Genomic DNA, 23112 nt, shown 5'->3' with positions numbered 1-23112 from the left:
GTGCGCTTTCAAGCCGTCTTCGCCTAATAGCTTAGGCGAGCCCTTGTAATCGCTTGTACTTGACGCCATTTCAGGCAGACTCTCTTGCAACGTTATCTGCTCAATTGTGACAAAGGTGGTGTCATGGAAACACGTCATGAACGTTTGATTATTCTTGGGTCTGGCCCAGCAGGCTACACTGCGGCGGTGTATGCCGCGCGTGCCAACCTCAAGCCCCTGCTCATTACCGGGATGCAGGCAGGTGGCCAATTGACCACCACGACCGACGTGGATAACTGGCCTGGTGATGCCGACGGTGTCCAGGGGCCGGCGTTGATGGAGCGCATGAAGCAGCATGCCGAGCGTTTCAACACCGAGGTGCTGTTCGATCATATCAATGAAGTCAGCTTAGCTGAAAAACCCTATACCCTAAAAGGCGATAGTGGCACCTATACCTGTGATGCGCTGATCATCGCCACCGGTGCCAGTGCACGCTATCTGGGCTTACCCACCGAGCAACAGTTCATGGGGCAGGGCGTGTCGGCCTGTGCGACGTGCGATGGTTTTTTCTACCGCAATCAAGAGGTCGTCGTCGTTGGGGGGGGCAATACGGCGGTCGAAGAAGCACTCTACTTGTCTAACATCGCTTCCAAGGTCACGCTGGTGCATCGCCGCGATACCCTGCGCGCGGAAAAAATCCTGCAAGACAAGCTCTTTGAGAAAGCCGAGGCGGGTAAAATTGCCCTGGAGTGGTTCTACGAAGTCGAGGAGGTGTTAGGGGATAACACCGGCGTGACCGGCGTAAGAGTCAAGTCCACCAAGGATGGCAGCACGAAAGAGATTCACGCGCCGGGGCTATTCATTGCCATCGGCCATAGTCCCAATACGGGCATCTTCGAAGGGCAGTTGGAGATGAACGGTGGCTATATCAAAGTGACATCGGGCAGTGAAGGCAATGCAACGGCTACGAGCGTGCCGGGCGTATTTGCCTGTGGCGACGTGATGGACCATATCTATCGCCAGGCGATCACCTCGGCAGGCAGCGGCTGTATGGCAGCCCTGGATGCCGAACGCTATCTGGATGGCATTGCTTAATGTAGCTGCATTCTGGAGGAGAGCACCTGTTGGCGATCTTAGCAGTCGATAGGTGCCTCATCCACGCGTAACCTGCCTAACTGGCTGAGTACCAACCGTTTTCCTTCTGCTTGTGTGGCGCATATCGCGAAGCTGCCGTTGTAGCCACTGGTATGGCCCAGCACGTTATATCGAACGTGTCGCCAGCCGCGGCTATAGGTGGTGTAAGACGCCGCCTGCCCGGGAAAGACGCGCAGGATATCGTCCGGTTGAAAGCCGTCCTCGACGTCTCCCTTTATGACGACCAGTGCGTCGCCCCACGTCGACGCACAGGTGGTGAGGTTTGCGCTTGCCGGACACACGGTCACCTTCGTACGTTGTGAAATGGCCGTATGTCTGGCCAGGGCAAACGCAGAGCGCAGGCGGCTTACTTCGCTATTGAGAAGGCTGTGGTGACTCAGTGCCTGAACGCTTGGTGTCAGCCACGCTATCATGGCGGTCATCAACAGCATCGCCACCAACATCTCGATGAGTGTAAACCCCCGCTGATAGGACGAGTGCTGCCCGTGCGTGCCACCGCATTTCATCGCTTGACCTCCTGTCGACGAGCGCGATGCTCGTTGCGCTGGTTAACGTTGCGTGATCTTGTTGATCCTAGGGGGCACCGCGCACTTTTTATGTAAGCCAAAACGGACAAACGTTGTGAGCAATCTCTTAATTTTAGGAGGTGGCGTGATCGGAATGATGACGGCACTTCAGCTAGCGGACGCTGGTCAGCGGGTCACGCTCATCGAGCGCGGAACTTGCGGAAAAGAGGCATCCTGGGCAGGCGGCGGGATCGTTTCGCCGCTCTATCCCTGGCGTTATGGTGAGCCGGTGTCTCAGCTGTCGCGCTGGTCAGAGGGCGCCTATCCCACGCTAGCCCTGCGCTTGTTGGAAGAGACCGGTATCGACCCGGAGTATCGGCAAAAGGGCTTGCTCTACTTGAATGTGGACGATGACGAGGCGGCCTTGCACTGGGCGCGACAACTCGGCAAGCCGCTAGAGCGAGTCACCGCCGCTTTCGTTCATCATAAAGAGCCTGAAGCTGCTACTCCCGAAGGCAGTGCGCTCTGGATGCCCACACTAGGCAGCGTGCGCAACCCGCGCTTGGGCCAGGCGCTGCGCGCTCGTTTGGCTGCCCTGTCTCACGTGACGCTGATCGAGGCGTGTCGTGTCGAAGGTTTTCTGCAGCGTCAAGGCCGCGTAGTGGGGGTTGCGACGAGCCGAGGTGACCAGCTAGCAGAGCAGTTCATCGTATGTGGCGGGGCCTGGAGCGCAAGCGTGCTTGACGGGCTGAACGTGCGATTGCCGGTTCGGCCCGTCAAAGGACAAATGATCGCTTATCAAGCGCCGCCAGGTTTAGTCCAGCGCGTAGTGCTCAAGGATGGTCGCTACGTGATTCCACGTAGCGATGGTTTGCTGCTCGTGGGGTCTACCTTGGAAGAGGCGGGCTTCGATAAAACCACCGATGAAGAGGCGTTGGCATCGCTCAAGCGGAGTGCGGAAAACATTATCCCTGCGTTAGCCGATTGCCCTGTTGCGTACCATTGGGCGGGGCTGCGCCCCGGCTCGCCGGAAGGTATACCGTTCATTGGCGCGCTGCCCGAGTTTCCCAATGTGTTTGTCAATGCCGGGCATTATCGGAATGGCTTGGTGCTGGCGCCTGCTTCGACGCATCTACTGGTCGATCAAGTGCTGGGGCGCAAACCCTTGCTGGACCCAACACCTTACCAGCCAACGGCCGAGCGCTTGGCGTGGCCATGATCGCTAGCGACGATTGTCTTCCTGCTCTTGTAGGAAGCGGTCACGGTGAGCGCTACAGCAGAACCACTGCTCGACGTCACGTAGCGCCTCGTTCTCTGGCACGTGAACGTCGCACCAGCGGCAGCGCACCATGTTGCCGCCTTCGTGGCGCGACGGTGCCTGCTGCTGATGGGCCAGCTTGCGTTGGCGATAGAGTCCGTAAAGCTTCAGGCCTACATAAAACAGCGCGGCAAAGATAATTAGCCGAATGATCAATAGGTTCATCCTCAATGGCTCCCCTGGTGGGAAAAGGCGACGACATGGCATTCGTAACAATGACCTTTGCCACTGAGCACGCCTTGCGGGACAATGCAGCGACTAGGTAGATGCCACCGTATTCTGAAGATTCTCAAGAGATTTTGACGCCCATGCAAGACTTAACGCTGGTAATGGCCCAACTCGACCCGCTGGTCGGCGATATTCCCGGCAACGCCGCGCGTGCCATCGAAGCGGTGCGTGAAGCGAGGATCGAGCATGGGGCGGATATCGTCGTCTTTCCTGAACTGTTTTTATCCGGCTACCCGCCGGAAGATTTACTGTTGCGTCCCTCCATGGAAACCCGCTTGCGTGAGGCGCGCGCCACGATGGCGGAAAAAATCTCCCGCGACGTGCTGGTCATCATTGGTTACCCCGGCGTGCGTGAAGGCAAGTGTTACAACTTGGCGGGGGTGCTCTACAACGGCCAATGGGAGGCGGAGTACGCCAAACAAGCGCTGCCCAATTACCAAGTGTTCGATGAACAGCGCTACTTCACGCCGGGCACCGAGCCGCTGGTGTACGAGCATAAAGGGGCCAAGTTAGGTCTACTGATTTGCGAAGACTTGTGGGAAGGTGTGCCCGTGAAGGCCGCGCGCGAGGCGGGGGCTGAAGTATTGATCAGTTTGAACGCCTCGCCCTATCATCAAGACAAGCCCGCCGAACGGCTGCGCTTGCTAGAACAGCGCGCCCAAGACGTGCAATTGCCCGTCGTGTACGTCAATACCATCGGTGGCCAGGACGAGTTGGTGTTCGACGGTGGCTCTAGCTGTGTCGATGCCAACGGTCAACTCAAGGTACTGGCGCCCTACTGGCAGGCGGGGCTAATGCCCATTCAGCTCCTGCAAACTAGTGCGAACGTCTGGGAACCCCAGGCTGGCGAAATCGAGCCAGATGTGGAACCCGAGGAAAGCCTTTACTGCGCGCTGGTGACCGGCCTGCGTGACTACGTCAACAAGAGCGGTTTCAAAGGCGTGGTGCTGGGGCTTTCTGGCGGCATCGATTCGGCGCTCTCGCTGGCCATTGCGGTGGATGCGCTGGGACCGCAGCGGGTACAAGCGGTCATGATGCCTTACCATTACACTGCGGATATATCCAAGCAGGATGCGGCCGAACAGGCGACCCTGCTGGGCGTTCATTATGACGTGATGCCCATAGAGCCCATGGTCGAAGCCTTCATGGGGACGCTGGCCGAGAGTTTTGCAGGCACCGAGCGCGATACTACCGAAGAGAACCTTCAGTCGCGTTGCCGTGGCGTGCTGCTCATGGCGATCTCCAACAAGAAAGGCCTGATGGTGCTGACCACGGGCAACAAGAGCGAAATGGCTGTCGGCTATGCCACGCTGTATGGCGATATGGTGGGGGGCTACAACGCCATCAAAGATGTCTATAAAACCTGGGTATACCGCCTGGCGCGCTGGCGCAATACCCAGTCGCCGGCCATTCCCGAGCGCGTGATCGAGCGTCCACCCAGCGCCGAACTTGCGCCCGACCAGCAGGATAGCGATTCGCTCCCAGACTACGATGTGTTGGATGCCATTCTGGTCCGCTACATCGAGGGAGACATGAGTGCCGAGGCGATCATTGCTGCAGGCTTCGAGGAAGAGGATGTCTACAAGGTCGTCAAACTGGTGGATCGCTGTGAGTACAAGCGCCGCCAGGCGCCGGTAGGCGTGCGAGTGACCCCGCGGGGCTTCGGGCGAGATCGCCGCTACCCTATCGTCAATGGCTGGCAGCCGGGCGATTGACGTAAGCCCTCAGATGGGGCATCTGCGGCTTACGTGAGCACCGGGGGCGGGGCTAAGCACTGTTTGGCCATCTCTTCTGGCGTCACCGGCCTGCAGAAGTAATAACCCTGGTAAGCGTGGCACTGGTGTTCGTTCAAATATCGCCAGTGCTCCATGGTCTCTACGCCCTCGGCAATGACGTTAAGGCCCAGCGAGCGCCCCATGGCAATGATCGTCTCGACGATGGCCATGTCATCTGCGTCCTGATGAAGGTCGCGCACGAAGGATTGATCGATTTTGATTTGGTCCAGCGGCAAACGCTTCAAATACTGCAATGAAGAGTAGCCGGTGCCAAAATCGTCCATGGCAAAGCTGATGCCGAGTGCCTTGAGCCGGTGCATGCGGGCGATGGTATCTTCCACCTGACCGATGACCGTGCTCTCGGTGAGCTCGAGTTTCAGCTTGTGAGGCGACGCACCGCTAAGTTCCAATGCCTTGGCCACTTCCTCGACGAAGTGTGGCTGCTGAAACTGTTTTGCACTGACGTTCACGGCCAGCACTAGGTCTTTGGTATGCGCAGCCGCTTCCCACAGGGCGAGCTGTTCGCAGGCGGCATGCAGTACCCAGGTGCCCATGGGAATGATGAGCCCCGTCTCCTCTGCCAGAGGAATGAATGTGCCCGGCGATACGAAGCCTTGTATGGGGTGCTGCCAACGGATGAGTGCTTCGGCACCGATGGCACGCCCTTGGCTATCTACTTGCATTTGATAGACCAGCACGAACTCTTCCCGCTCGATGGCGAGGCGCAGGTCGCGCTCTAGCTCGGTGCGCGTTTCTAACTGGGCTTGAACGGCTGGGTCATAAAAGCGGATCGTATTCTGGTCATCACGCTTGGCGAGGTGAACGGCTGAATTAGCGTATTGAAAAAGCTGATCGACGCTATCATCGACGCCCTTGAAGAGCACGAGCCCTTGACTGACGTTAAGATACTGGTGATGCCCATCCAAGCAGTAAGGCTGGGTCAGCGCGTGCTGAATCTGCTGCGCCAAGAACTCGGCTTTTTCGGCGGCTTTCAACTTATCGGCATCCAAACCATCCACAATCAGTACGAACTCATCGCCACTCAGGCGGCCCATCTTGCAGCCCTGCTGCTCCAAGGTTTTAAGACGCGTCGCCATCTGTATGAGCAGGTCGTCTCCCGCCCGATGGCCGATGACATCGTTGATACGTTTGAACTCGTCCACGTCCAAATACACCAGCGCGCCGTAAGTGTTGGTTTGACTGTTGGTCTCCAACGAGTGCTGTAGATGCTCTTTCATCAGTCGCCAGTTGGGCAGGTCGGTGAGCGTGTCGTAGTAAGCCAATTGATGCACTTGGCGCTCTGCTTCTCGTCTCTGCTGCTCGGTATCGCGAAAAGAAAGGAGTGAAAGCGCAATACGCTTTAACGGGCCGCTGTGTTGTTGGCTCAACCGTTCGATCGCTTGCAAGTCGGGCAGCGCTCGGCGATTGTCGGACAGCGCCAAAATGGCATCGCCCACCGTGACGAGCCGCTGGTTGATGCGCCATGCGGCCAAAAAAGCGGCACTGATCAGCAGAGCAAATAGACCCAAGCCCAGCCATAGCGTGGAGTTGCGCGACTGGTTGAGATCGGCGTAAGACTCTCGGTGTCGGTCACTGGCGCGATGGGTAAGCGCCTCGAAAATTTGCTGAGAAAAGAGGTTGAACGTCGTGAAATGACGTTGGGCTTCTTGCAAATAAAAAACGGGATCCCCCTGATTCAGGGTGGCGGCCTCGTTGGCCATGTTGACGAAGCGACGGTATTCATAAAAGGCGCGCTGCAGGGTAGCTGCGCTTTCCTGGCTCAAGTCCAAAATCAGCGGCGAGCTGGACAGCCGATCGACGCTTTCCCCAATACGCGATAGCTCTTGGTTGATGCGACCGTACTCCGCGTAGCGCTGCATGGTGCCGAGGTCGGTCGCTTCCGCCCGGCTGAAAACCTCACTCATCCGCTGATGAAGATCGCCCAACTGGCGATCGAAGGTCGCCATTTGTACGAGGGTTTCCAGATCATTGGATTGAAGCCGGTAGTTTTGCAGCGACTGCTCTTTGATCATGTAGGTGGCCAGTCCCAGCAACAGTGCAACCGGCAGAATCACCATCAGGATGGGGAGCAGAAACACCATGAACAAGCTCTGCGAGGGTTTCATCGTCACCTCTGGGAAAGGCAGTGGGCCGTGGCGGACATGCCACGGCCTCTCTAAAAATGAACGGCAGATAAGACGTTTTATTTAGAAGCTTTCCCATTCAAGCTCGGCAGGGGCGCTGGAGCGTGTGGTGGGTAGCGACGGGGCCTTGGGACGAGCATAGCTGCTTGCCGTCGAGGATGGGTTGGCGCGATGTTGAGCGGCCGGCGCCATCGCCGACTCAGGGAGTTTGAACGCCCCCATGGCGTTTAACAACTGGTGGGCATTCTGACGTAAGTTGTTGGCAGCGGTCGCGCTCTCATTCACCAGTGATGCGTTCTGCTGCGTAACTTGGTCCATTTCGGTGACCGCCTGGCCTACTTCCTGAACCCCGGCACTCTGTTCGGCGCTGGCGTTGCTGATCTCTTGCATGATAGTGGTCACGCGCTGGATGGCTTCGACGATCTCTTCAGTGGATTTGCTCGCCTCTTCAGCGCGCTCGTTGCCATGATTGACGCGCTCTAGATTGCTGCTAATGAGGTTGTTGATCTCGCGTGCGGCGTCGGCACTGCGCTGAGCCAGCTTACGCACTTCTTCAGCGACGACGGCAAAGCCACGCCCATGTTCGCCTGCCCGCGCCGCCTCGACCGACGCGTTCAAGGCCAGGATATTGGTTTGGAAAGCGATCGAGTCGATGGTCGAAATGATACCTGCTATTTCTTGTGAGCTTTTATTCAGATCGTTCATGGTGGCGACCACTTGGTGAACTGCGTCCCCACCGCGCTTCGCCGTTATCGAGGCGCTAGCGGCTTCTTGGCTGGCCTGCTCGGAATTATCGGCGTTTTGCTTTACCGTACTATTAAGCTCTTCCATAGCTGAGGCCGTCTCTGCCAAAGCGCTGGCTTGCTCTTCCGTACGTGAGGCAAGATCGTTATTGCCTTCTGCAATCTGTTCGCTGTTCGAGGCAACCGCTTCTGCTGACGCGCGCACCTGCGCCACGATCTCCTGCAGATGCTTCGCCATGGCGACCTGCGAGGCCATGATGCTGCGGGTATCGCCTTGTTTCAGCCGACCTTGAGTGGCGAGTTCGCCACGACCAATGGCCTGAGCAAAGGCTTTCACTTCATAGGGCTCAGCGCCGAGTTCTCGCAGCAGTTGACGTGATAGGAAGACCGCAATCAGGCCGCCAATCAGTAGGGCAAAGAGCGTCAATCCGAGCATTTGTAGCTGGAAACCAGAAGCCGTCGCGCGGGCAGATGCGGTGGTAGCGGCGCTATTCTGTGTCTGAAGGTCAATAAACTGATTGATGCGATTGAGCCATTCGGTATAAGCCGGACCTGCTTGCTCCAACAAAAGGGTTTCGGCTTGCTGGTCGTTGCCTACTTCACGAGCAGCGATGACTTGTTCGGTCAAGCGGGTCGTCGTTTCGGCTTGTTCACGAATGCTCGCGAGAATCTGTTGTTCTTCCGGAGAGGCCGTGGAGGTTTGATTGATTTGTGCCATGCCGACGGTGGCTGTTTGGTAAGCCTCCTCTAGCTGGCGTATATCGCCTTCCAACTCGGCCAAACGCCCGCTACCAGCGGTAATTACGATATCGCGCAGGGCAATCGCGCGGTCATGGACGCTGCCCCGCATGTCGACGGCAAATCCTTGCTTTTCACCTTGGACATCGTTGATGACGGTCAAATCACGGTCGATTTGATTGACTTGAAGAATGCCCGCTATGGTCAGTAGCACCAAGAGAGCCAACAGAATAGAGAAGCCAACGGCTAGCCGGGTGCTGATTGTCGTTCCAGACAAGCGTTTCATTAGGGAGGTCATCCAGGGTCTCCTAGGCGCCGTGGAGGCGCTTTATTATGTGTTTGCAGGAGAATCATAATGCTCAGTGCTAGTGATGTACAATATTTGTAATGATATTTTGTCTATCATTTGATTAAGGTTTTGTTATTAAACAATTATTTTCTTGTACAAAAAAACCACGCCTAAGCGTGGTTTTTTGTAAGTGAAAAGCAAATGGCAAATGGTGTCAGTCGCTGTTGTCATGCTTTGGCACGAAACGACCACCTCGAAGTTGCTCATGACCCGGTGCATTTTCACGCAGCACGGTGAGAACCTCGCTCGCGCGATCTTCCATCCCTAGCCCCTGGTAGCCCTCGACCATCGTCGCCAGCGCATCGCGAGTCGCGTTGGATTCCGGGTAGTTTTCGATCACCCAGCGGCCTCGCTCGACGGCGGCTAGAAAAGCGCCGCGGCGGAGGTAGTAGTCGGCCACGTGCAGCTCATGGCGTGCTAAGAGCTCACGCAGGTAGACGATACGTTGCTGGGCATCCGGGGCGTACTGGCTCTGTGGGAAGCGCTGAATCAGTTCGCGGAAATCGTTGTAAGCATCGCGCGAGGCCCCCAGATCACGCTTGGAGATGTCGATCAGGCGCAGGCGCTCGAGGCTGAAGCGGCCCGCCTGCCAAGCGGCTAGCCCGCGGAGGTAATAGGCATAGTCGACCTGAGGATGATCGGGATGTAAGCGAATGAAGCGGCTGGCAGCCGCCCGCGCCTCTTCCCAGTTACTGTTTTCGTAGTAGGCGTAAATCAGTTCGAGCTGAGCCTGTTCGGCGTGAGGGCCAAACGGATAACGGGTATCCAACGCTTCAAGGCGCTCGATAGCAATCGGGAAGCGGTTGCTATCGAGCGCGGTGCGTGCCAGCTCATATAGCTCGCGCTCTTGGACCCCCGCAAACTCGTCTTCCTCTTCCGGGGTCGTGTCGTTGCTGGCGCAGCCTGCGAGAAGGGCAAGGCTCAAGGCTAGGGCGCCAAAGCGGTGGGCAGCGGAAAAAACGCGCATCATCATCCTCGTTGCAAACAAGCCTCAATCACCGAAAAGCGACGATGGCCATAAGTAGAAATGGTAGAATAGGTCGCAGTGAGCCCACTATAAAACACCTAGACGCAAAACGCAGGCTTAGCGACACGTCGTAGCGGTAAGTCGCGCATCTCAGGTGGTTCGATTGGGCGGTTAGCGTCTTAGAGAGGTCATTCATGTCTCGTATTGTTGAAGCCACGCAGCGGGTGCCCGCAACGTTAGCTGGCGCGCGCTTGGACCAAGCAGCGGCGGAGTTGTTCAGTGATTACTCCCGCGAGCGTTTGAAAGCGTGGATCAACGCCGGTGAACTCACCGTCGATGGGGTCAAGGTCAAGCCGAAAGCCAAACTGCATGGCCACGAAGTGCTCACGCTCAATGCGACCATCGAGGAGGACACGCGTTTCGAGCCCCAGGACATCGCGCTGGACATCGTCTACGAAGACGAGGACGTCATCGTCATCAATAAGGCGGCGGGCATGGTCGTGCACCCGGCGGCGGGCAACCCGGATGGCACCTTGCTCAATGCCCTGCTGCATCATCACCCGGCGTTGGCCGAAGTGCCCCGGGCAGGCATCGTCCACCGCTTGGATAAAGACACGACCGGCCTGATGATGGTCGCTAAGACCTTGCCCGCGCAAACAGCGCTAGTCGAGCAGTTGCAAGCCCGTACCGTGTCGCGTCAGTACGATGCCATCGTGATCGGTAAGCCCGTGGCGGGTAGCACCATCGATGCGCCGATTGGCAGGCACCCGAAAGACCGCAAGCGCCAGGCCGTGACGGCGTCCGGCAAGCCCGCCGTGACGCATTTTCGCGTGGTCGAGCGTTTTCGCGCCCATACCCACGTGCGCTGCCAGCTAGAAACCGGCCGCACTCATCAGATTCGCGTGCACATGGCCCACGCTCGCTATCCTTTGATTGGCGACCCACTCTATAGCGGCCGTGCCAAGCTCCCGCCGGGGGCCGCTGGGCCGTTGAAAGAGATTTTGCGCGAGTTCCCCCGTCAGGCGCTGCATGCCCGAAAGCTCAGCTTCGTGCACCCCGTTAGTGGTGAAACCCTTACTTTTCAAGCCGATCTACCCGATGATCTACTAATGTTGTTGGACTACCTGCGCGACGATAGCGAGACCATGCGATGAGCGATGCCATAGATCTGCGCCCGACGCTTCTGCTGCCGGACTGGCCGGCGCCCGCCAACGTGCGAGCTTTTGTGACCACGCGTGAAACGGGGCCGAGCCAGAATGACTTTGCGGCGTTCAATCCGGCCGCTCACGTTGGGGACAATGCCGACCATGTTGCACTGTGCCGACGGTTGCTACACAAAGAGATCGGCGATGAACGCCCGCTACTGTGGCTTAATCAAACCCACGGCGCGCGGGTGCAGCAGGAGTACCAAAGCGATGCACCCGACGCCGATGCTGCGCTTGCCAACAGCCGCGAGTACGCCTGTGTCGTTCTCACCGCCGACTGTTTGCCAGTGCTGTTTTGCAATCGTCAAGGAACGCAGGTGGCGGTTGCGCATGCGGGCTGGCGTGGGCTGGCCGGTGGCGTGTTGGAAGCCACCATCGCCGCCATGAATTGCGACCCCGACGATATCCTGGTGTGGTTGGGGCCGGCCATCTCGAATGCGCAGTTCGAGGTGGGACCCGAAGTGTACGGCGCTTTCGTGGCTGTACATCCAGACACGGCCGACGCGTTCGACCACAGCCCGTACCGGCTAGGCCACTATATGGCCGATCTGTATAGGCTGGCCCGTTTTCGCCTGGAAGCACTGGGCATTCACCACATTAGCGGCGGACACTTCTGCACTGCCTGCGAATCGCGCTTTTACTCCTATCGCCGTGACAGCGGCAACACTGGTCGCATGGCGAGTGTGATCTGGATCAATTAATCGCCACTTGAAATGCGTGGATATGACGCCATCTTACTTGTCAAGCTAATCGTCTTTAGCACGTTCAACGACAGGTCAATGGGCAGCGCCGTGGGTCCAAACGCACGGCATCCCCAGGAGGCACACCATGCGATTCGATAAATTCACCGCCAAATTACAGGCCGCCATTGCCGAGGCGCAGTCCCTCGCCGTGGGCCAAGGCCACAACCAGTTAGATCCCGCGCATCTGCTGCTGGCGCTGATCGATACCAAAGATACCGGCATCAAAGCGCTGATCGAGAAAGCCGACGGCAGCAGTTCACGCCTGCGCGACGGTCTGCAGCGCCTAGTGGATGACCTACCCAAAGTCAGCCAATTCGATGGCGAAGTGCAGCCATCGCGTGACTTCGTCAAACTGATCAATCTCACCGACCGCGAAGCGCAAAAGCGCGGCGATCAATTCATCGCCTCCGAGCTCGTGCTGCTGGCTGCGCTGGAGATGAACAGTGCCATCACCAAGCTGATGAAAGAGGCTGGACTCAGCCGTAAAACGTTAGAGGCGGCGATCGACAGCCTGCGTGGTGGTGCTAGGGTAGATGACCCCAATGCCGAAGAGCAGCGGGAGGCGCTCAACAAGTACACGTTGGACCTCACCCAGCGCGCGCTGGACGGCAAGCTCGACCCTGTGATCGGTCGCGACGACGAAATCCGCCGTACGATTCAGGTGTTGCAGCGTCGCACCAAAAACAACCCGGTGCTGATTGGCGAACCTGGTGTAGGTAAAACCGCCATCGTCGAGGGCTTGGCCCAGCGCATCGTCAACGGTGAAGTACCCGAAGGTTTGAAAGAGAAGCGCGTGCTGTCGTTGGATATGGGCGCGCTGCTCGCCGGAGCCAAGTTTCGCGGTGAGTTCGAAGAGCGCCTGAAAGCCGTGTTGAAAGAGCTCTCCCAAGAAGAGGGACGAGTGATCCTGTTCATCGATGAGTTGCATACCATGGTGGGCGCTGGAAAGGCCGATGGCGCCATGGACGCGGGCAATATGCTCAAACCAGCGCTGGCACGGGGCGAATTGCATTGCGTGGGGGCGACGACGCTGGATGAGTATCGCAAGTACATCGAGAAAGACGCCGCCCTGGAACGCCGTTTCCAAAAAGTGCTGGTGGACGAGCCTACCGAGGCCGATACCATTGCTATTTTGCGGGGCCTTAAAGAGCGCTACGAGGTGCACCATGGCGTTGATATTACCGACTCTGCGATCATCGCGGCGGCCAAGCTCTCGACGCGCTATATCACCGACCGCCAGTTGCCGGACAAGGCCATCGACCTGATCGATGAAGCCGCCTCGCGGATTCGTATGGAGCTGGACTCCAAGCCTGAAGAGATGGACCGTCTAGACCGTCGTCTCATTCAGCTCAAAATGGAGCGGGAGGCGCTCAAGAAAGAGACCGACGAAGCGACCAAAAAACGCTTGGAGGCGCTCAATCAGCAGATCCACGAGTTAGAGCGTGACTACGCTGACCTGGATGAGATCTGGAAGGCGGAAAAAGCCAGCATTCAAGGCGCCGCGCAGTTCAAAGCGGAGCTCGAGCAAGCGCGTATCGATCTTGAGCAGGCGCGTCGTCAGGGTGATTTGGGCCGCATGTCGGAAATCCAGTACGGCAAGATTCCCGAGCTGGAGAAAAAGATCAGCGAAGCAGGAGAAGGCGAAGCCGATACTGCCAGCCATCAGCTGTTGCGCTCCAACGTCACGGAAGAGGAAATCGCAGAGGTGGTCTCGCGCTGGACGGGCATTCCCGTATCCAAAATGCTGGAAGGCGAGCGGGATAAACTGCTGCGCATGGAAGAGGCCCTCCACGAGCGCGTCATCGGCCAGAACGAGGCGGTCGAGGCCGTCGCCAACGCAGTGCGCCGTTCCCGGGCGGGTCTTGCCGACCCCAACCGCCCCAACGGCTCATTCCTGTTTCTCGGTCCAACCGGTGTGGGCAAGACCGAGCTGTGCAAGTCGTTGGCCAACTTCTTGTTCGACACCGAAGAAGCCATGGTGCGCATCGACATGTCGGAATTCATGGAGAAGCATTCCGTGGCCCGCCTGATCGGTGCGCCTCCCGGCTACGTGGGGTACGAAGAGGGCGGCTACTTGACCGAGGCCGTTCGCCGCAAGCCTTACTCGGTGCTGCTACTGGACGAGGTGGAAAAAGCACACCCGGATGTGTTCAACATTCTGCTGCAAGTGCTGGAAGATGGACGTTTGACCGATGGCCAGGGGCGCACGGTGGACTTCCGCAACACGGTGATCGTCATGACCTCCAACATGGGCTCGGACATCATCCAGCGCATGGGCGGGGATGATAACGACTATGAGCTGATGAAAAATGCGGTGATGGAGGTCGTGGGTAACCATTTTCGCCCTGAGCTGATCAACCGGATCGATGAGGTGGTGGTGTTCCACGCCCTTGGTCAGGAGCAGATTCAGGCCATCGCTGGCATTCAATTGGAGCGCTTGAAGGCACGGCTTGCGGAGCACGATCTGCGTCTGGAATTGAGCGACGATGCCATGGCGCAACTCGCGGTGGTGGGCTTCGACCCTGTGTTTGGGGCACGGCCACTCAAGCGTGCTATTCAGAGCCGTATCGAAAATCCGCTGGCGCAGGATCTGCTCGCAGGCAAGTATCTTCCCGGCACAACCATTCACATCAGTGCAGAAGAAGGAAAGTTGGTGTTTAACTAATCTTACCTTCTCGAAGAGTCGGATTTAGCGCAATGTCGTGCGGATATTGCGCAATTAAATAGGGCAAATGCCCCGTCAGCGTCGCGGACGGGGCATTTTTTTGCGCTGACTGCGACCTTTGTTGCGTTTGGTCGGTTCTGAGGTTGACAGGCTAAGGGTGCTAATGGAATCTTGTGGGTTCCTGATTTGCGGGCGCGGAACCAACGGGCAACCCCTCATCCCCGCGCGAAGGGTAGGCTCACGCCTTTACCCGCCGAAGGACTTCCGGGCTTGGGCTAACCGCCTGACCTGGCCAACGCCCCGACACGGTAAACCGCCGTGTAAGGGAGACGCTCTTTATGGTTGCCATCAATGAGCGTTCCCGATGAGAGTGCAGGCCCTAACCGGGCCATATTGCCAGGGTTTGGCATCAGGTGCCGGCATGGGCCGGCAGCGGCATACCGCCGCACTCGACCCCGCAGGATGCCCTGCGGATCGCACTCGAGACCTCCAGGGGAGAAACACAGTGGAACTGCTTTCCGGCGCAGATATGATCGCCCGCTTCTTGCAAGATGAGGGCGTCGAGTACATTTATGGTTATCCCGGTGGTGCGGCGCTGCATATTTATGACGCGCTGTTCCGCCAAGACAAAGTGAAGCACATTCTCGTACGTCACGAACAGGCGGCCACCCACGCGGCCGATGGCTATGCCCGTGCCTCCGGCAAGCCCGGCGTGGTGCTGGTGACCTCGGGCCCCGGCGCGACCAACGCGGTGACGGGCATTGCGACCGCCTACATGGACTCCATTCCCATGGTGGTGCTGTGTGGGCAGGTCATGAGCCACCTGATCGGTGACGACGCCTTCCAGGAAACCGATATCGTCGGCGTCACGCGCCCCATCGTGAAGCACAGCTTCTCGATTCGTCATCCGTCCGAGATCCCGGAAGTGCTGAAAAAAGCCTTCTATTTGGCATCGACCGGCCGTCCTGGCCCGGTGGTCGTCGACATTCCTAAGGACATGACCGCTCCTACCGAGCGCTACGAGTACGTGTACCCGAAAAAGGTCAAGCTGCGCTCGTATAACCCGGTGACCCGTGGCCATACGGGACAGATCAAAAAAGCCGTCGAAATGATGCTGAAGGCCAAGCGCCCCGTATTCTACACCGGCGGTGGCGTGGTGACCGGCAAGGCCAGCGAAGGCTTGACCGATTTGGTGAAGCAGCTGGGTTTCCCCATTACCACCACGCTGATGGGCATCGGCGCGTATCCGCAAAGTGACCGCCAGTGTTTGGGGTGGCTGGGGATGCACGGCTCCTACGAGTCCAACATGGCCATGCACCACGCCGATTTGATCATTGCCATTGGCGCGCGTTTTGATGACCGGGTAACCAACAATACGTCGAAGTTCTGCCCGACGGCGAAAATCATTCACGTCGACGTCGATCCCAGTTCGGTCTCCAAGACCGTGCGTGCTGACGTGCCGATCGTCGGCCCGGCCTCCAGCGTCATCAACGAAATGATTAGCCTAGTGCAGGGCAATGCCATTGCGCATCCTGACGCGTTGACCGACTGGTGGCAGAAGATTGACGGCTGGCGGGCCGAGCGTGAAGGTAAGCTCTACGAGCCTTCCAAGGCTGGCGAGGCGCTGAAGCCGCAAGAAGTTATCGAGGCGCTGTGCCGCGTCACCCGTGGCGAAGCCTACGTCACCACCGACGTAGGTCAGCATCAGATGTTTGCCGCGCAGTATTACAAGTTTGATAAGCCCAACCGCCTGATTACCTCCGGTGGCTTGGGAACCATGGGCTTTGGCTTCCCGGCGGCCATGGGGATCAAGCAAAACTTCCCGGACGACGATGTGGTGTGCGTTACCGGCGAAGGCAGTTTCCAGATGATGATGCAGGAACTCTCCACCTGTAAGCAGTACGGCGTGGGCGTCAAGATCGTCAACCTGAATAACGCATCGCTCGGCATGGTGCGCCAGTGGCAAGATTTGAACTACAAGTCCCGCCATGCGCACTCCTACATGGAGTCGCTACCCGACTTTCATATGCTGATAGAGGCGTACGGGTTCACCGCGATCACCGTTACGACGCTAGACGAGTTGGAACCGGCGCTGGAACGTGCCTTTGCCGACAAGCATGAGCTGGTCTTCCTGGACGTCAAGGTCGATCCCCATGAGCACGTCTATCCGATGCAGGTACCGTTGGGTGCTATGCGTGACATGCTGCTGTCCAAAACGGAGCGTACCTGATGCGTCATATCATCTCGATTCTGATGGAAAACGAACCGGGTGCGCTGTCGCGTGTGGTCGGGCTTTTCTCCCAGCGTAACTTCAACATCGAAACGTTGAACGTAGCGCCGACGGAAGATCCGTCACTGTCACGCCTGACGGTCACCACGGTGGGCGACGACCGAGTGATCGAGCAGATCACCAAGCACCTCAACAAGTTGATCGATGTGGTGAAGCTGGTGGACCTCACCGAAGGCAACCACATCGAGCGCGAGCTGATGCTGGTGAAGGTGAAAGCACTCGGTGCCGCCCGCGATGAAGTCAAGCGCACGGTGGATATCTTTCGCGCGCAGATCGTCGACGTCACGCCCAGCCTGTACACCGTACAGATCACTGGCGACGCGTCGAAACTGGACGCTTTCCTGCAGGCTATGGCACCCGTGGGCATTCTCGAAGTAGCACGTACCGGGGTGTCGGGTATTGCACGGGGCGATAAAGTCCTGTCGCTTTAAATCGCGACTCAACGCTGCAACGTTCAAAGCCGCCCTTCGCCGGGCGGCTTTTTCGTGCGTAAGGGGCGCATCAGCGTGGGATCACCGCCGCCCAAAACGCGTCGATCATCGGATTTTTGAGCCGCCGGTTCAGTACGCAGAGGCCAACGTCGTAGTGGGGGAGCTCGGGTTTGACATTGAGTATCTGCACGCGCTCTGCCAGTGGGCTATTGTCCAAAACGATCTTGGGCACCACGCCCACACCAAACCCAAGCCCGACCATGCTGACGATGGCTTCGTGCCCCGCGACCTGGGCATAAATCCGTGGGGTAATGCCCATGGCCTTGAACCACGTGTTGGCGTACTCCCTAGAGAGACCGGCTTCTGACAAGATCATCGGCACGTGCTGCCACTGCTCGGCGGTGGAGCTGTCCGGCTGCGGTGGCAGCCACGCATGCGCGTCGGTAGGCGCAATGAATAGCAGCGGTGAGCGGGTCAGCGACTTGAAGGCCAGTGCGCTGGGCGGGATGCGCGGTCGCGGCGTGATCGCCATGTCATCAGCGCCTTCCAGTACCCGGGACATCGCATCGGCGGGGTCGCCGGTATGCAGCTTGAGCTCTATGCCGGGGTGGCGGGTGCGCACATCGCTGAGCAGTTCATAGAGGAAGCTATAGCTTGCGGTGACGGAGCAGTAAATGCTGATCTCGCCGCTGAGCTGCTCCGTCGTCGCCGCCAGTGTGCGCTTTTGCGTTTCCCACTGCTCGAGCGTCTCCTTGGCATAGCGTTGGAAGGTGATGCCTTGAGGAGTGAGCGTTACATGGCGGTTGTCCCGTTCAAACAGGCGCGTACCGAGCTCGCTCTCCACCTGTTGGATGGAGCGGCTCAGCGTCGAGGGGCTGATATGGCAAAGCTCGCTAGCGCGGCCAAAATGCAGCGTATCGGCCAGGATGGTGACATGCCTGAGTAAGCGGAAATCCATGAGAGCCTTTGGACTGAACGATATTTCATAATATGAAATAGTATGTTGCAAACATAGCGTTTTACGCAATAGCTGCGCTGGCGTAGAGTGGCCTCAACGCCAAATCCTAGTGCTGCAAAAGACGGCACGGGTGGCCATCAACGCTGACACTTACGCAATAAAAACTTTTGGTTTCATCGACTTCTGGAGTTTCGCCATGCACGTTTATTACGATAAAGATTGTGACCTTTCTCTCATTCAGGCTAAGAAAGTCACCATCGTGGGTTATGGCTCGCAAGGTCATGCGCATGCTAACAACCTGAAAGAGTCGGGCGTCGACGTCACCGTTGCCCTGCGCAAAGGCTCCTCGTCTGCAGCAAAAGCCGAAGCGGCTGGCTTGAAAGTCGCCAGCGTACCGGAAGCGTGTAAAACCGCTGACCTCGTCATGATTCTGGCGCCGGACGAAAACCAAAAGGCGATTTACGAGCAGGAAGTCGAGCCGAACCTGAAAGAAGGCGCAACCCTGGCGTTCGCCCACGGCTTCAACATTCACTACAACCAGATCGAGCCGCGCAAAGACCTCGACGTGATCATGATCGCGCCGAAAGCGCCGGGCCACACCGTTCGCTCTGAGTTCGTCAAGGGCGGTGGTATTCCGGATCTGATCGCTATTCACCAAGACGCGTCAGGCAGCGCCAAAGAACTGGCACTCTCCTATGCGGCCGGTGTCGGCGGTGGCCGTAGCGGTATCATCGAAACGACCTTCAAAGACGAGACCGAAACCGACCTGTTCGGTGAACAAGCGGTCCTGTGTGGCGGTGCGGTCGAACTGGTAAAAGCGGGCTTCGAGACGCTGACCGAAGCCGGTTATGCCCCGGAAATGGCTTACTTCGAATGTCTGCATGAGCTCAAGCTCATCGTCGACCTGATGTACGAAGGCGGCATCGCCAACATGAATTACTCCATCTCCAACAATGCCGAGTATGGTGAGTACGTGACGGGGCCTGAGGTCATCAACGATGAGTCTCGCGCGGCGATGCGTAATGCTCTTAAGCGTATCCAAACCGGTGAATACGCCAAAATGTTCATTCAGGAAGGCAACACCAACTATCCGTCCATGACGGCTCGTCGTCGCCTGAATGCGGAACACGAGATCGAGCAGGTCGGTGCCAAGCTGCGCGGCATGATGCCGTGGATTGCTGCTAACCAGCTCGTCGATAAGTCCAAGAATTAAACGACGCATAGCGTTATCCACGCCCCGAAGCGCTGCTTCGGGGCGTTTTTCGTTGTCTAGGGCAATTGGCTGGTCGCCTGGGCGTCACCGTGTAGAATGAGAAGAGAACCCTTTTCGTGTGAATTCACTTCAAATGGATGATGCTTATGACCCAGGATGCTCGCGACCAAAAGCACGGCAGCACGCAGCCTTCCGAGACGTCGGCTGCCGATGACACCCTTCCGTCTTCGTCTGCCAAAGACGAAGACGTCGGCAATGAAGATCTTGCCGCCGCGTTTTTGCGAGAAACCGAGGTCGTGGAAGAAGCCGTCGAAGATGGTAAAAAGATTCGCCGTAAAGGGATCTATCTACTGCCCAACCTGTTCACGACTTCTGCGCTCTTTTCCGGTTTTTTTGCCGTCGTGGCCGGTATCAACGGTGAGTTCACCTCGGCAGCCGTCGCCATTTTCATTGCTATGGTGCTGGACGGTCTGGATGGTCGCGTGGCGCGTATGACCAATACCCAGAGTGAGTTCGGGGCAGAGTACGACAGTTTGGCCGATATGATCTCGTTCGGTATGGCGCCGGCATTGGTCGCCTTCACCTGGATTCTCCAAGATATTGGAAAAACAGGTTGGGTGGTCGCTTTTCTTTATGTCGCCTGCGCTGCGCTGCGCTTGGCGCGTTTCAACGTGCAAATCGGCAGTGTCGATAAAAAATGGTTCATCGGCTTGCCTAGCCCATCGGCGGCGGCGTTAGTGGCCGCTAGCGTATGGACGTTTCACAGCTTCGATGCCGATGCCTTTGGCTTCAAGCTGCTGATGCTCGTTGTCGTTGGAGCTGCAGGGATCTTGATGGTGAGTAACATCCGTTACTACAGCTTCAAGGACTTGGACTTCAAGAAGCCCGTGCCTTTCGTGGTACTGTTGGCGGTCGTACTGGGGTTCGTAATGATCTCCGTCGAGCCGTCGGTCATGCTGCTGCTGCTGTTTGCGGCTTACGTGTGTTCGGGCCCCATCTTGGCCGTCATGCGTAAGGCAAAACCCAAACGCTGAACATTTTGAAAACTTTTTCACATTAGCCCTTGCCAACCCGGCATCGAATCCGTAAAGTACGCATCCGCTGCCGGGGACGCTCAGCGTTACCAGCGGTGATGAGGTTGAAAAACCTCTTGTTTGTCAGGAAGTTAGAGTTCTGTGGTAGGTTGGTCAGATCGCTCGCTTCGCCCGCTGAAAACAGCGGTTGACAAACGCCACGGAATGCGTAGAATACGCCTTCCTCGCTGAGGCAGCACGGGTCAGGTCATCGAGCCCGCCGCAGCGACATTACGAAAGTTGCTCTTTAACAATTTGATCAGGTAATTCATGTGGGCGCTTGCCGATGAGGGTGACAAATCACCCATTATCAAGGCAAGCGACTCGTCAAACAGGCTTCGGCCTAATGAATGAATTCGTTTGACCCTTGAGCCAAGTTTGGTTCGCTTCTGTTGCTTCGGCGACAGGCAAGAACCGCATCGATCTTAAACTGAAGAGTTTGATCATGGCTCAGATTGAACGCTGGCGGCAGGCCTAACACATGCAAGTCGAGCGGTAACAGATCCAGCTTGCTGGATGCTGACGAGCGGCGGACGGGTGAGTAATGCATAGGAATCTGCCCGATAGTGGGGGATAACCTGGGGAAACCCAGGCTAATACCGCATACGTCCTACGGGAGAAAGGGGGCTTCGGCTCCCGCTATCGGATGAGCCTATGTCGGATTAGCTAGTTGGTGAGGTAACGGCTCACCAAGGCCACGATCCGTAGCTGGTCTGAGAGGATGATCAGCCACATCGGGACTGAGACACGGCCCGAACTCCTACGGGAGGCAGCAGTGGGGAATATTGGACAATGGGGGGAACCCTGATCCAGCCATGCCGCGTGTGTGAAGAAGGCCCTCGGGTTGTAAAGCACTTTCAGCGAGGAAGAACGCCTAGCGGTTAATACCCGCTAGGAAAGACATCACTCGCAGAAGAAGCACCGGCTAACTCCGTGCCAGCAGCCGCGGTAATACGGAGGGTGCAAGCGTTAATCGGAATTACTGGGCGTAAAGCGCGCGTAGGTGGCTTGATAAGCCGGTTGTGAAAGCCCCGGGCTCAACCTGGGAACGGCATCCGGAACTGTCAAGCTAGAGTGCAGGAGAGGAAGGTAGAATTCCCGGTGTAGCGGTGAAATGCGTAGAGATCGGGAGGAATACCAGTGGCGAAGGCGGCCTTCTGGACTGACACTGACACTGAGGTGCGAAAGCGTGGGTAGCAAACAGGATTAGATACCCTGGTAGTCCACGCCGTAAACGATGTCGACCAGCCGTTGGGTGCCTAGCGCACTTTGTGGCGAAGTTAACGCGATAAGTCGACCGCCTGGGGAGTACGGCCGCAAGGTTAAAACTCAAATGAATTGACGGGGGCCCGCACAAGCGGTGGAGCATGTGGTTTAATTCGATGCAACGCGAAGAACCTTACCTACTCTTGACATCCTGCGAATTCGGTAGAGATACCTTAGTGCCTTCGGGAACGCAGAGACAGGTGCTGCATGGCTGTCGTCAGCTCGTGTTGTGAAATGTTGGGTTAAGTCCCGTAACGAGCGCAACCCTTGTCCTTATTTGCCAGCGCGTAATGGCGGGAACTCTAAGGAGACTGCCGGTGACAAACCGGAGGAAGGTGGGGACGACGTCAAGTCATCATGGCCCTTACGAGTAGGGCTACACACGTGCTACAATGGTCGGTACAAAGGGTTGCCAACTCGCGAGAGTGAGCCAATCCCGAAAAGCCGATCTCAGTCCGGATCGGAGTCTGCAACTCGACTCCGTGAAGTCGGAATCGCTAGTAATCGTAGATCAGAATGCTACGGTGAATACGTTCCCGGGCCTTGTACACACCGCCCGTCACACCATGGGAGTGGACTGCACCAGAAGTGGTTAGCCTAACGCAAGAGGGCGATCACCACGGTGTGGTTCATGACTGGGGTGAAGTCGTAACAAGGTAGCCGTAGGGGAACCTGCGGCTGGATCACCTCCTTAACCGATGACTCACCCTCGCGGTAAGCGCTCACAATGAATTACCTGATCAGATAGTAGAGCAAACGGTAGCTATTTCCGCTTTGTTTGGGCAACGAGTTCAAGCATACAGCGAAATGACCGGGTCTGTAGCTCGGTTGGTTAGAGCGCACCCCCTGACCTTAAATGGAAAGGAGGGTGAGGTCGGCCAGCCGATGCAGTAACGAGAGGTCGTTAGAAGCACGGGTCTGTAGCTCAGTTGGTTAGAGCGCACCCCTGATAAGGGTGAGGTCGGCAGTTCAAGTCTGCCCAGACCCACCAAATTCCTGTAATACGGCGTTAAAATGTTCCTCGTATAGCAGGCTATACGTCGTCGCATTTTGCCTTGTCTTACAGAAATTTGTGGAAGTAAAGTGCTACAAGATGGGGCCATAGCTCAGCTGGGAGAGCGCCTGCCTTGCACGCAGGAGGTCAGCGGTTCGATCCCGCTTGGCTCCACCATCCTCGACACCGTTTGTTGTTTCGTGACCACTGATAAGTCTGACATTATTCATGTCGCTTTATCACTGTTCACTGAACAGTCGCTCTTTAACAATGTATATCATGCTGACATGAACGTTTTATAACGTTCATACGTAATTGTTAAGTGATACGTCTCAAGCGTATCCGGCAATCGTTGTCATTGCGAGACACCAG

Annotated in this window: 16 protein-coding genes, 2 tRNA genes and 1 rRNA gene; 13 read left to right on the top strand and 6 right to left on the bottom strand. The window is 57.3% G+C overall.

The window, feature by feature from the left end; translation table 11 throughout:
• The first annotated feature begins 123 nt into the window (after window positions 1–123).
• The gene (trxB, locus tag GYM47_RS14900; RefSeq protein ID WP_139525692.1) at window positions 124–1074 is read left to right on the top strand and encodes a thioredoxin-disulfide reductase; all 951 of its coding nucleotides are present in this window, start codon (window positions 124–126) and stop codon (window positions 1072–1074) included.
• Between the two features lie 38 nt (window positions 1075–1112).
• On the opposite strand, the gene GYM47_RS14895 is transcribed toward trxB, so the two are convergent.
• Window positions 1113–1640, bottom strand: coding sequence for a GspH/FimT family pseudopilin (locus GYM47_RS14895; protein WP_153843115.1), 528 nt, complete (start codon window positions 1638–1640; stop codon window positions 1113–1115).
• A 115-nt stretch (window positions 1641–1755) separates the two neighbouring features.
• Here GYM47_RS14895 and thiO point away from each other — a divergent pair, with 115 nt between their 5' ends.
• Window positions 1756–2859, top strand: coding sequence for a glycine oxidase ThiO (thiO, locus tag GYM47_RS14890; protein WP_153843116.1), 1104 nt, complete (start codon window positions 1756–1758; stop codon window positions 2857–2859).
• Between the two features lie 3 nt (window positions 2860–2862).
• Here thiO and GYM47_RS14885 read toward each other — a convergent pair whose 3' ends face one another.
• A complete protein-coding gene (locus GYM47_RS14885) occupies window positions 2863–3123 on the bottom strand; it encodes a PP0621 family protein (RefSeq protein ID WP_139525689.1) in 261 nt (86 codons plus the stop codon).
• Between the two features lie 143 nt (window positions 3124–3266).
• Here GYM47_RS14885 and GYM47_RS14880 point away from each other — a divergent pair, with 143 nt between their 5' ends.
• Window positions 3267–4901 (top strand): NAD+ synthase, encoded by a 1635-nt coding sequence (locus GYM47_RS14880; protein ID WP_139526212.1) that lies wholly within the window; start codon window positions 3267–3269, stop codon window positions 4899–4901.
• A gap of 29 nt (window positions 4902–4930) precedes the next feature.
• Here the strand turns inward: GYM47_RS14880 and GYM47_RS14875 are convergent, their stop codons facing one another.
• From GYM47_RS14875 to GYM47_RS14865, 3 genes are all read right to left on the bottom strand, one after another.
• Window positions 4931–7087, bottom strand: a complete 2157-nt coding sequence (locus GYM47_RS14875; protein ID WP_139525688.1) for a putative bifunctional diguanylate cyclase/phosphodiesterase — start codon at window positions 7085–7087, stop codon at window positions 4931–4933.
• 81 nt (window positions 7088–7168) lie between these two features.
• A complete protein-coding gene (locus GYM47_RS14870; protein WP_153843117.1) occupies window positions 7169–8884 on the bottom strand; it encodes a methyl-accepting chemotaxis protein in 1716 nt (571 codons plus the stop codon).
• A gap of 205 nt (window positions 8885–9089) precedes the next feature.
• The gene (locus GYM47_RS14865; protein WP_139525686.1) at window positions 9090–9902 is read right to left on the bottom strand and encodes an outer membrane protein assembly factor BamD; all 813 of its coding nucleotides are present in this window, start codon (window positions 9900–9902) and stop codon (window positions 9090–9092) included.
• Between the two features lie 194 nt (window positions 9903–10096).
• Here GYM47_RS14865 and rluD point away from each other — a divergent pair, with 194 nt between their 5' ends.
• From rluD to ilvN, 5 genes are all read left to right on the top strand, one after another.
• Window positions 10097–11056 carry a 23S rRNA pseudouridine(1911/1915/1917) synthase RluD gene (rluD, locus tag GYM47_RS14860; RefSeq protein WP_139525685.1) on the top strand — a complete coding sequence of 320 codons (960 nt, stop codon included), beginning with the start codon at window positions 10097–10099 and terminating at the stop codon, window positions 11054–11056.
• Window positions 11053–11808 (top strand): peptidoglycan editing factor PgeF, encoded by a 756-nt coding sequence (pgeF, locus tag GYM47_RS14855; RefSeq protein ID WP_153843118.1) that lies wholly within the window; start codon window positions 11053–11055, stop codon window positions 11806–11808. The genes rluD and pgeF overlap by 4 nt, the downstream gene beginning before the upstream one ends.
• 127 nt (window positions 11809–11935) lie before the next feature.
• Window positions 11936–14515 carry an ATP-dependent chaperone ClpB gene (gene clpB / locus GYM47_RS14850; RefSeq protein ID WP_139525683.1) on the top strand — a complete coding sequence of 860 codons (2580 nt, stop codon included), beginning with the start codon at window positions 11936–11938 and terminating at the stop codon, window positions 14513–14515.
• A gap of 505 nt (window positions 14516–15020) precedes the next feature.
• Window positions 15021–16745 carry an acetolactate synthase 3 large subunit gene (locus GYM47_RS14845; RefSeq protein WP_139525682.1) on the top strand — a complete coding sequence of 575 codons (1725 nt, stop codon included), beginning with the start codon at window positions 15021–15023 and terminating at the stop codon, window positions 16743–16745.
• Window positions 16745–17236 carry an acetolactate synthase small subunit gene (gene ilvN / locus GYM47_RS14840; RefSeq protein ID WP_030074339.1) on the top strand — a complete coding sequence of 164 codons (492 nt, stop codon included), beginning with the start codon at window positions 16745–16747 and terminating at the stop codon, window positions 17234–17236. The genes GYM47_RS14845 and ilvN overlap by 1 nt, the downstream gene beginning before the upstream one ends.
• A 70-nt stretch (window positions 17237–17306) precedes the next feature.
• On the opposite strand, the gene ilvY is transcribed toward ilvN, so the two are convergent.
• Complete coding sequence (gene ilvY / locus GYM47_RS14835; protein ID WP_153843119.1) at window positions 17307–18194, bottom strand: HTH-type transcriptional activator IlvY; 888 nt, start codon at window positions 18192–18194, stop codon at window positions 17307–17309.
• Between the two features lie 196 nt (window positions 18195–18390).
• Here ilvY and ilvC point away from each other — a divergent pair, with 196 nt between their 5' ends.
• From ilvC to GYM47_RS14810, 5 genes are all read left to right on the top strand, one after another.
• Window positions 18391–19407 (top strand): ketol-acid reductoisomerase, encoded by a 1017-nt coding sequence (gene ilvC, locus GYM47_RS14830; protein WP_153843120.1) that lies wholly within the window; start codon window positions 18391–18393, stop codon window positions 19405–19407.
• A gap of 146 nt (window positions 19408–19553) precedes the next feature.
• Window positions 19554–20441: a CDP-diacylglycerol--serine O-phosphatidyltransferase gene (gene pssA, locus GYM47_RS14825; protein ID WP_139525680.1), complete on the top strand. Its 888-nt coding sequence runs from the start codon at window positions 19554–19556 to the stop codon at window positions 20439–20441.
• A 466-nt stretch (window positions 20442–20907) separates the two neighbouring features.
• A 16S ribosomal RNA gene (locus tag GYM47_RS14820) occupies window positions 20908–22440 on the top strand.
• A gap of 220 nt (window positions 22441–22660) precedes the next feature.
• A tRNA-Ile gene (locus GYM47_RS14815) sits at window positions 22661–22737 on the top strand.
• Window positions 22738–22841: 104 nt separating this feature from the next.
• Window positions 22842–22917, top strand: a tRNA-Ala gene (locus tag GYM47_RS14810).
• The last annotated feature ends 195 nt before the right edge of the window (window positions 22918–23112 follow it).

Origin of the sequence: Vreelandella piezotolerans (assembly GCF_012427705.1) — a bacterium.
GTDB classification, from domain to species: Bacteria; Pseudomonadota; Gammaproteobacteria; order Pseudomonadales; family Halomonadaceae; genus Vreelandella; species Vreelandella piezotolerans.
This window is presented reverse-complemented; position numbering and strand designations above follow the sequence as displayed.

Bases quoted from the DNA above. Each gene is read 5' to 3' on its own strand.
- trxB (WP_139525692.1), top strand. From the start codon at position 124: ATGGAAACACGTCATGAACGTTTGATTATTCTTGGGTCTGGCCCAGCA.
- GYM47_RS14895 (WP_153843115.1), bottom strand. From the start codon at position 1,640: ATGAAATGCGGTGGCACGCACGGGCAGCACTCGTCCTATCAGCGGGGG.
- GYM47_RS14885 (WP_139525689.1), bottom strand. From the start codon at position 3,123: ATGAACCTATTGATCATTCGGCTAATTATCTTTGCCGCGCTGTTTTAT.
- GYM47_RS14880 (WP_139526212.1), top strand. From the start codon at position 3,267: ATGCAAGACTTAACGCTGGTAATGGCCCAACTCGACCCGCTGGTCGGC.
- GYM47_RS14875 (WP_139525688.1), bottom strand. From the start codon at position 7,087: ATGAAACCCTCGCAGAGCTTGTTCATGGTGTTTCTGCTCCCCATCCTG.
- GYM47_RS14870 (WP_153843117.1), bottom strand. From the start codon at position 8,884: ATGACCTCCCTAATGAAACGCTTGTCTGGAACGACAATCAGCACCCGG.
- GYM47_RS14865 (WP_139525686.1), bottom strand. From the start codon at position 9,902: ATGCGCGTTTTTTCCGCTGCCCACCGCTTTGGCGCCCTAGCCTTGAGC.
- rluD (WP_139525685.1), top strand. From the start codon at position 10,097: ATGTCTCGTATTGTTGAAGCCACGCAGCGGGTGCCCGCAACGTTAGCT.
- pgeF (WP_153843118.1), top strand. From the start codon at position 11,053: ATGAGCGATGCCATAGATCTGCGCCCGACGCTTCTGCTGCCGGACTGG.
- clpB (WP_139525683.1), top strand. From the start codon at position 11,936: ATGCGATTCGATAAATTCACCGCCAAATTACAGGCCGCCATTGCCGAG.
- ilvN (WP_030074339.1), top strand. From the start codon at position 16,745: ATGCGTCATATCATCTCGATTCTGATGGAAAACGAACCGGGTGCGCTG.
- ilvY (WP_153843119.1), bottom strand. From the start codon at position 18,194: ATGGATTTCCGCTTACTCAGGCATGTCACCATCCTGGCCGATACGCTG.
- ilvC (WP_153843120.1), top strand. From the start codon at position 18,391: ATGCACGTTTATTACGATAAAGATTGTGACCTTTCTCTCATTCAGGCT.
- pssA (WP_139525680.1), top strand. From the start codon at position 19,554: ATGACCCAGGATGCTCGCGACCAAAAGCACGGCAGCACGCAGCCTTCC.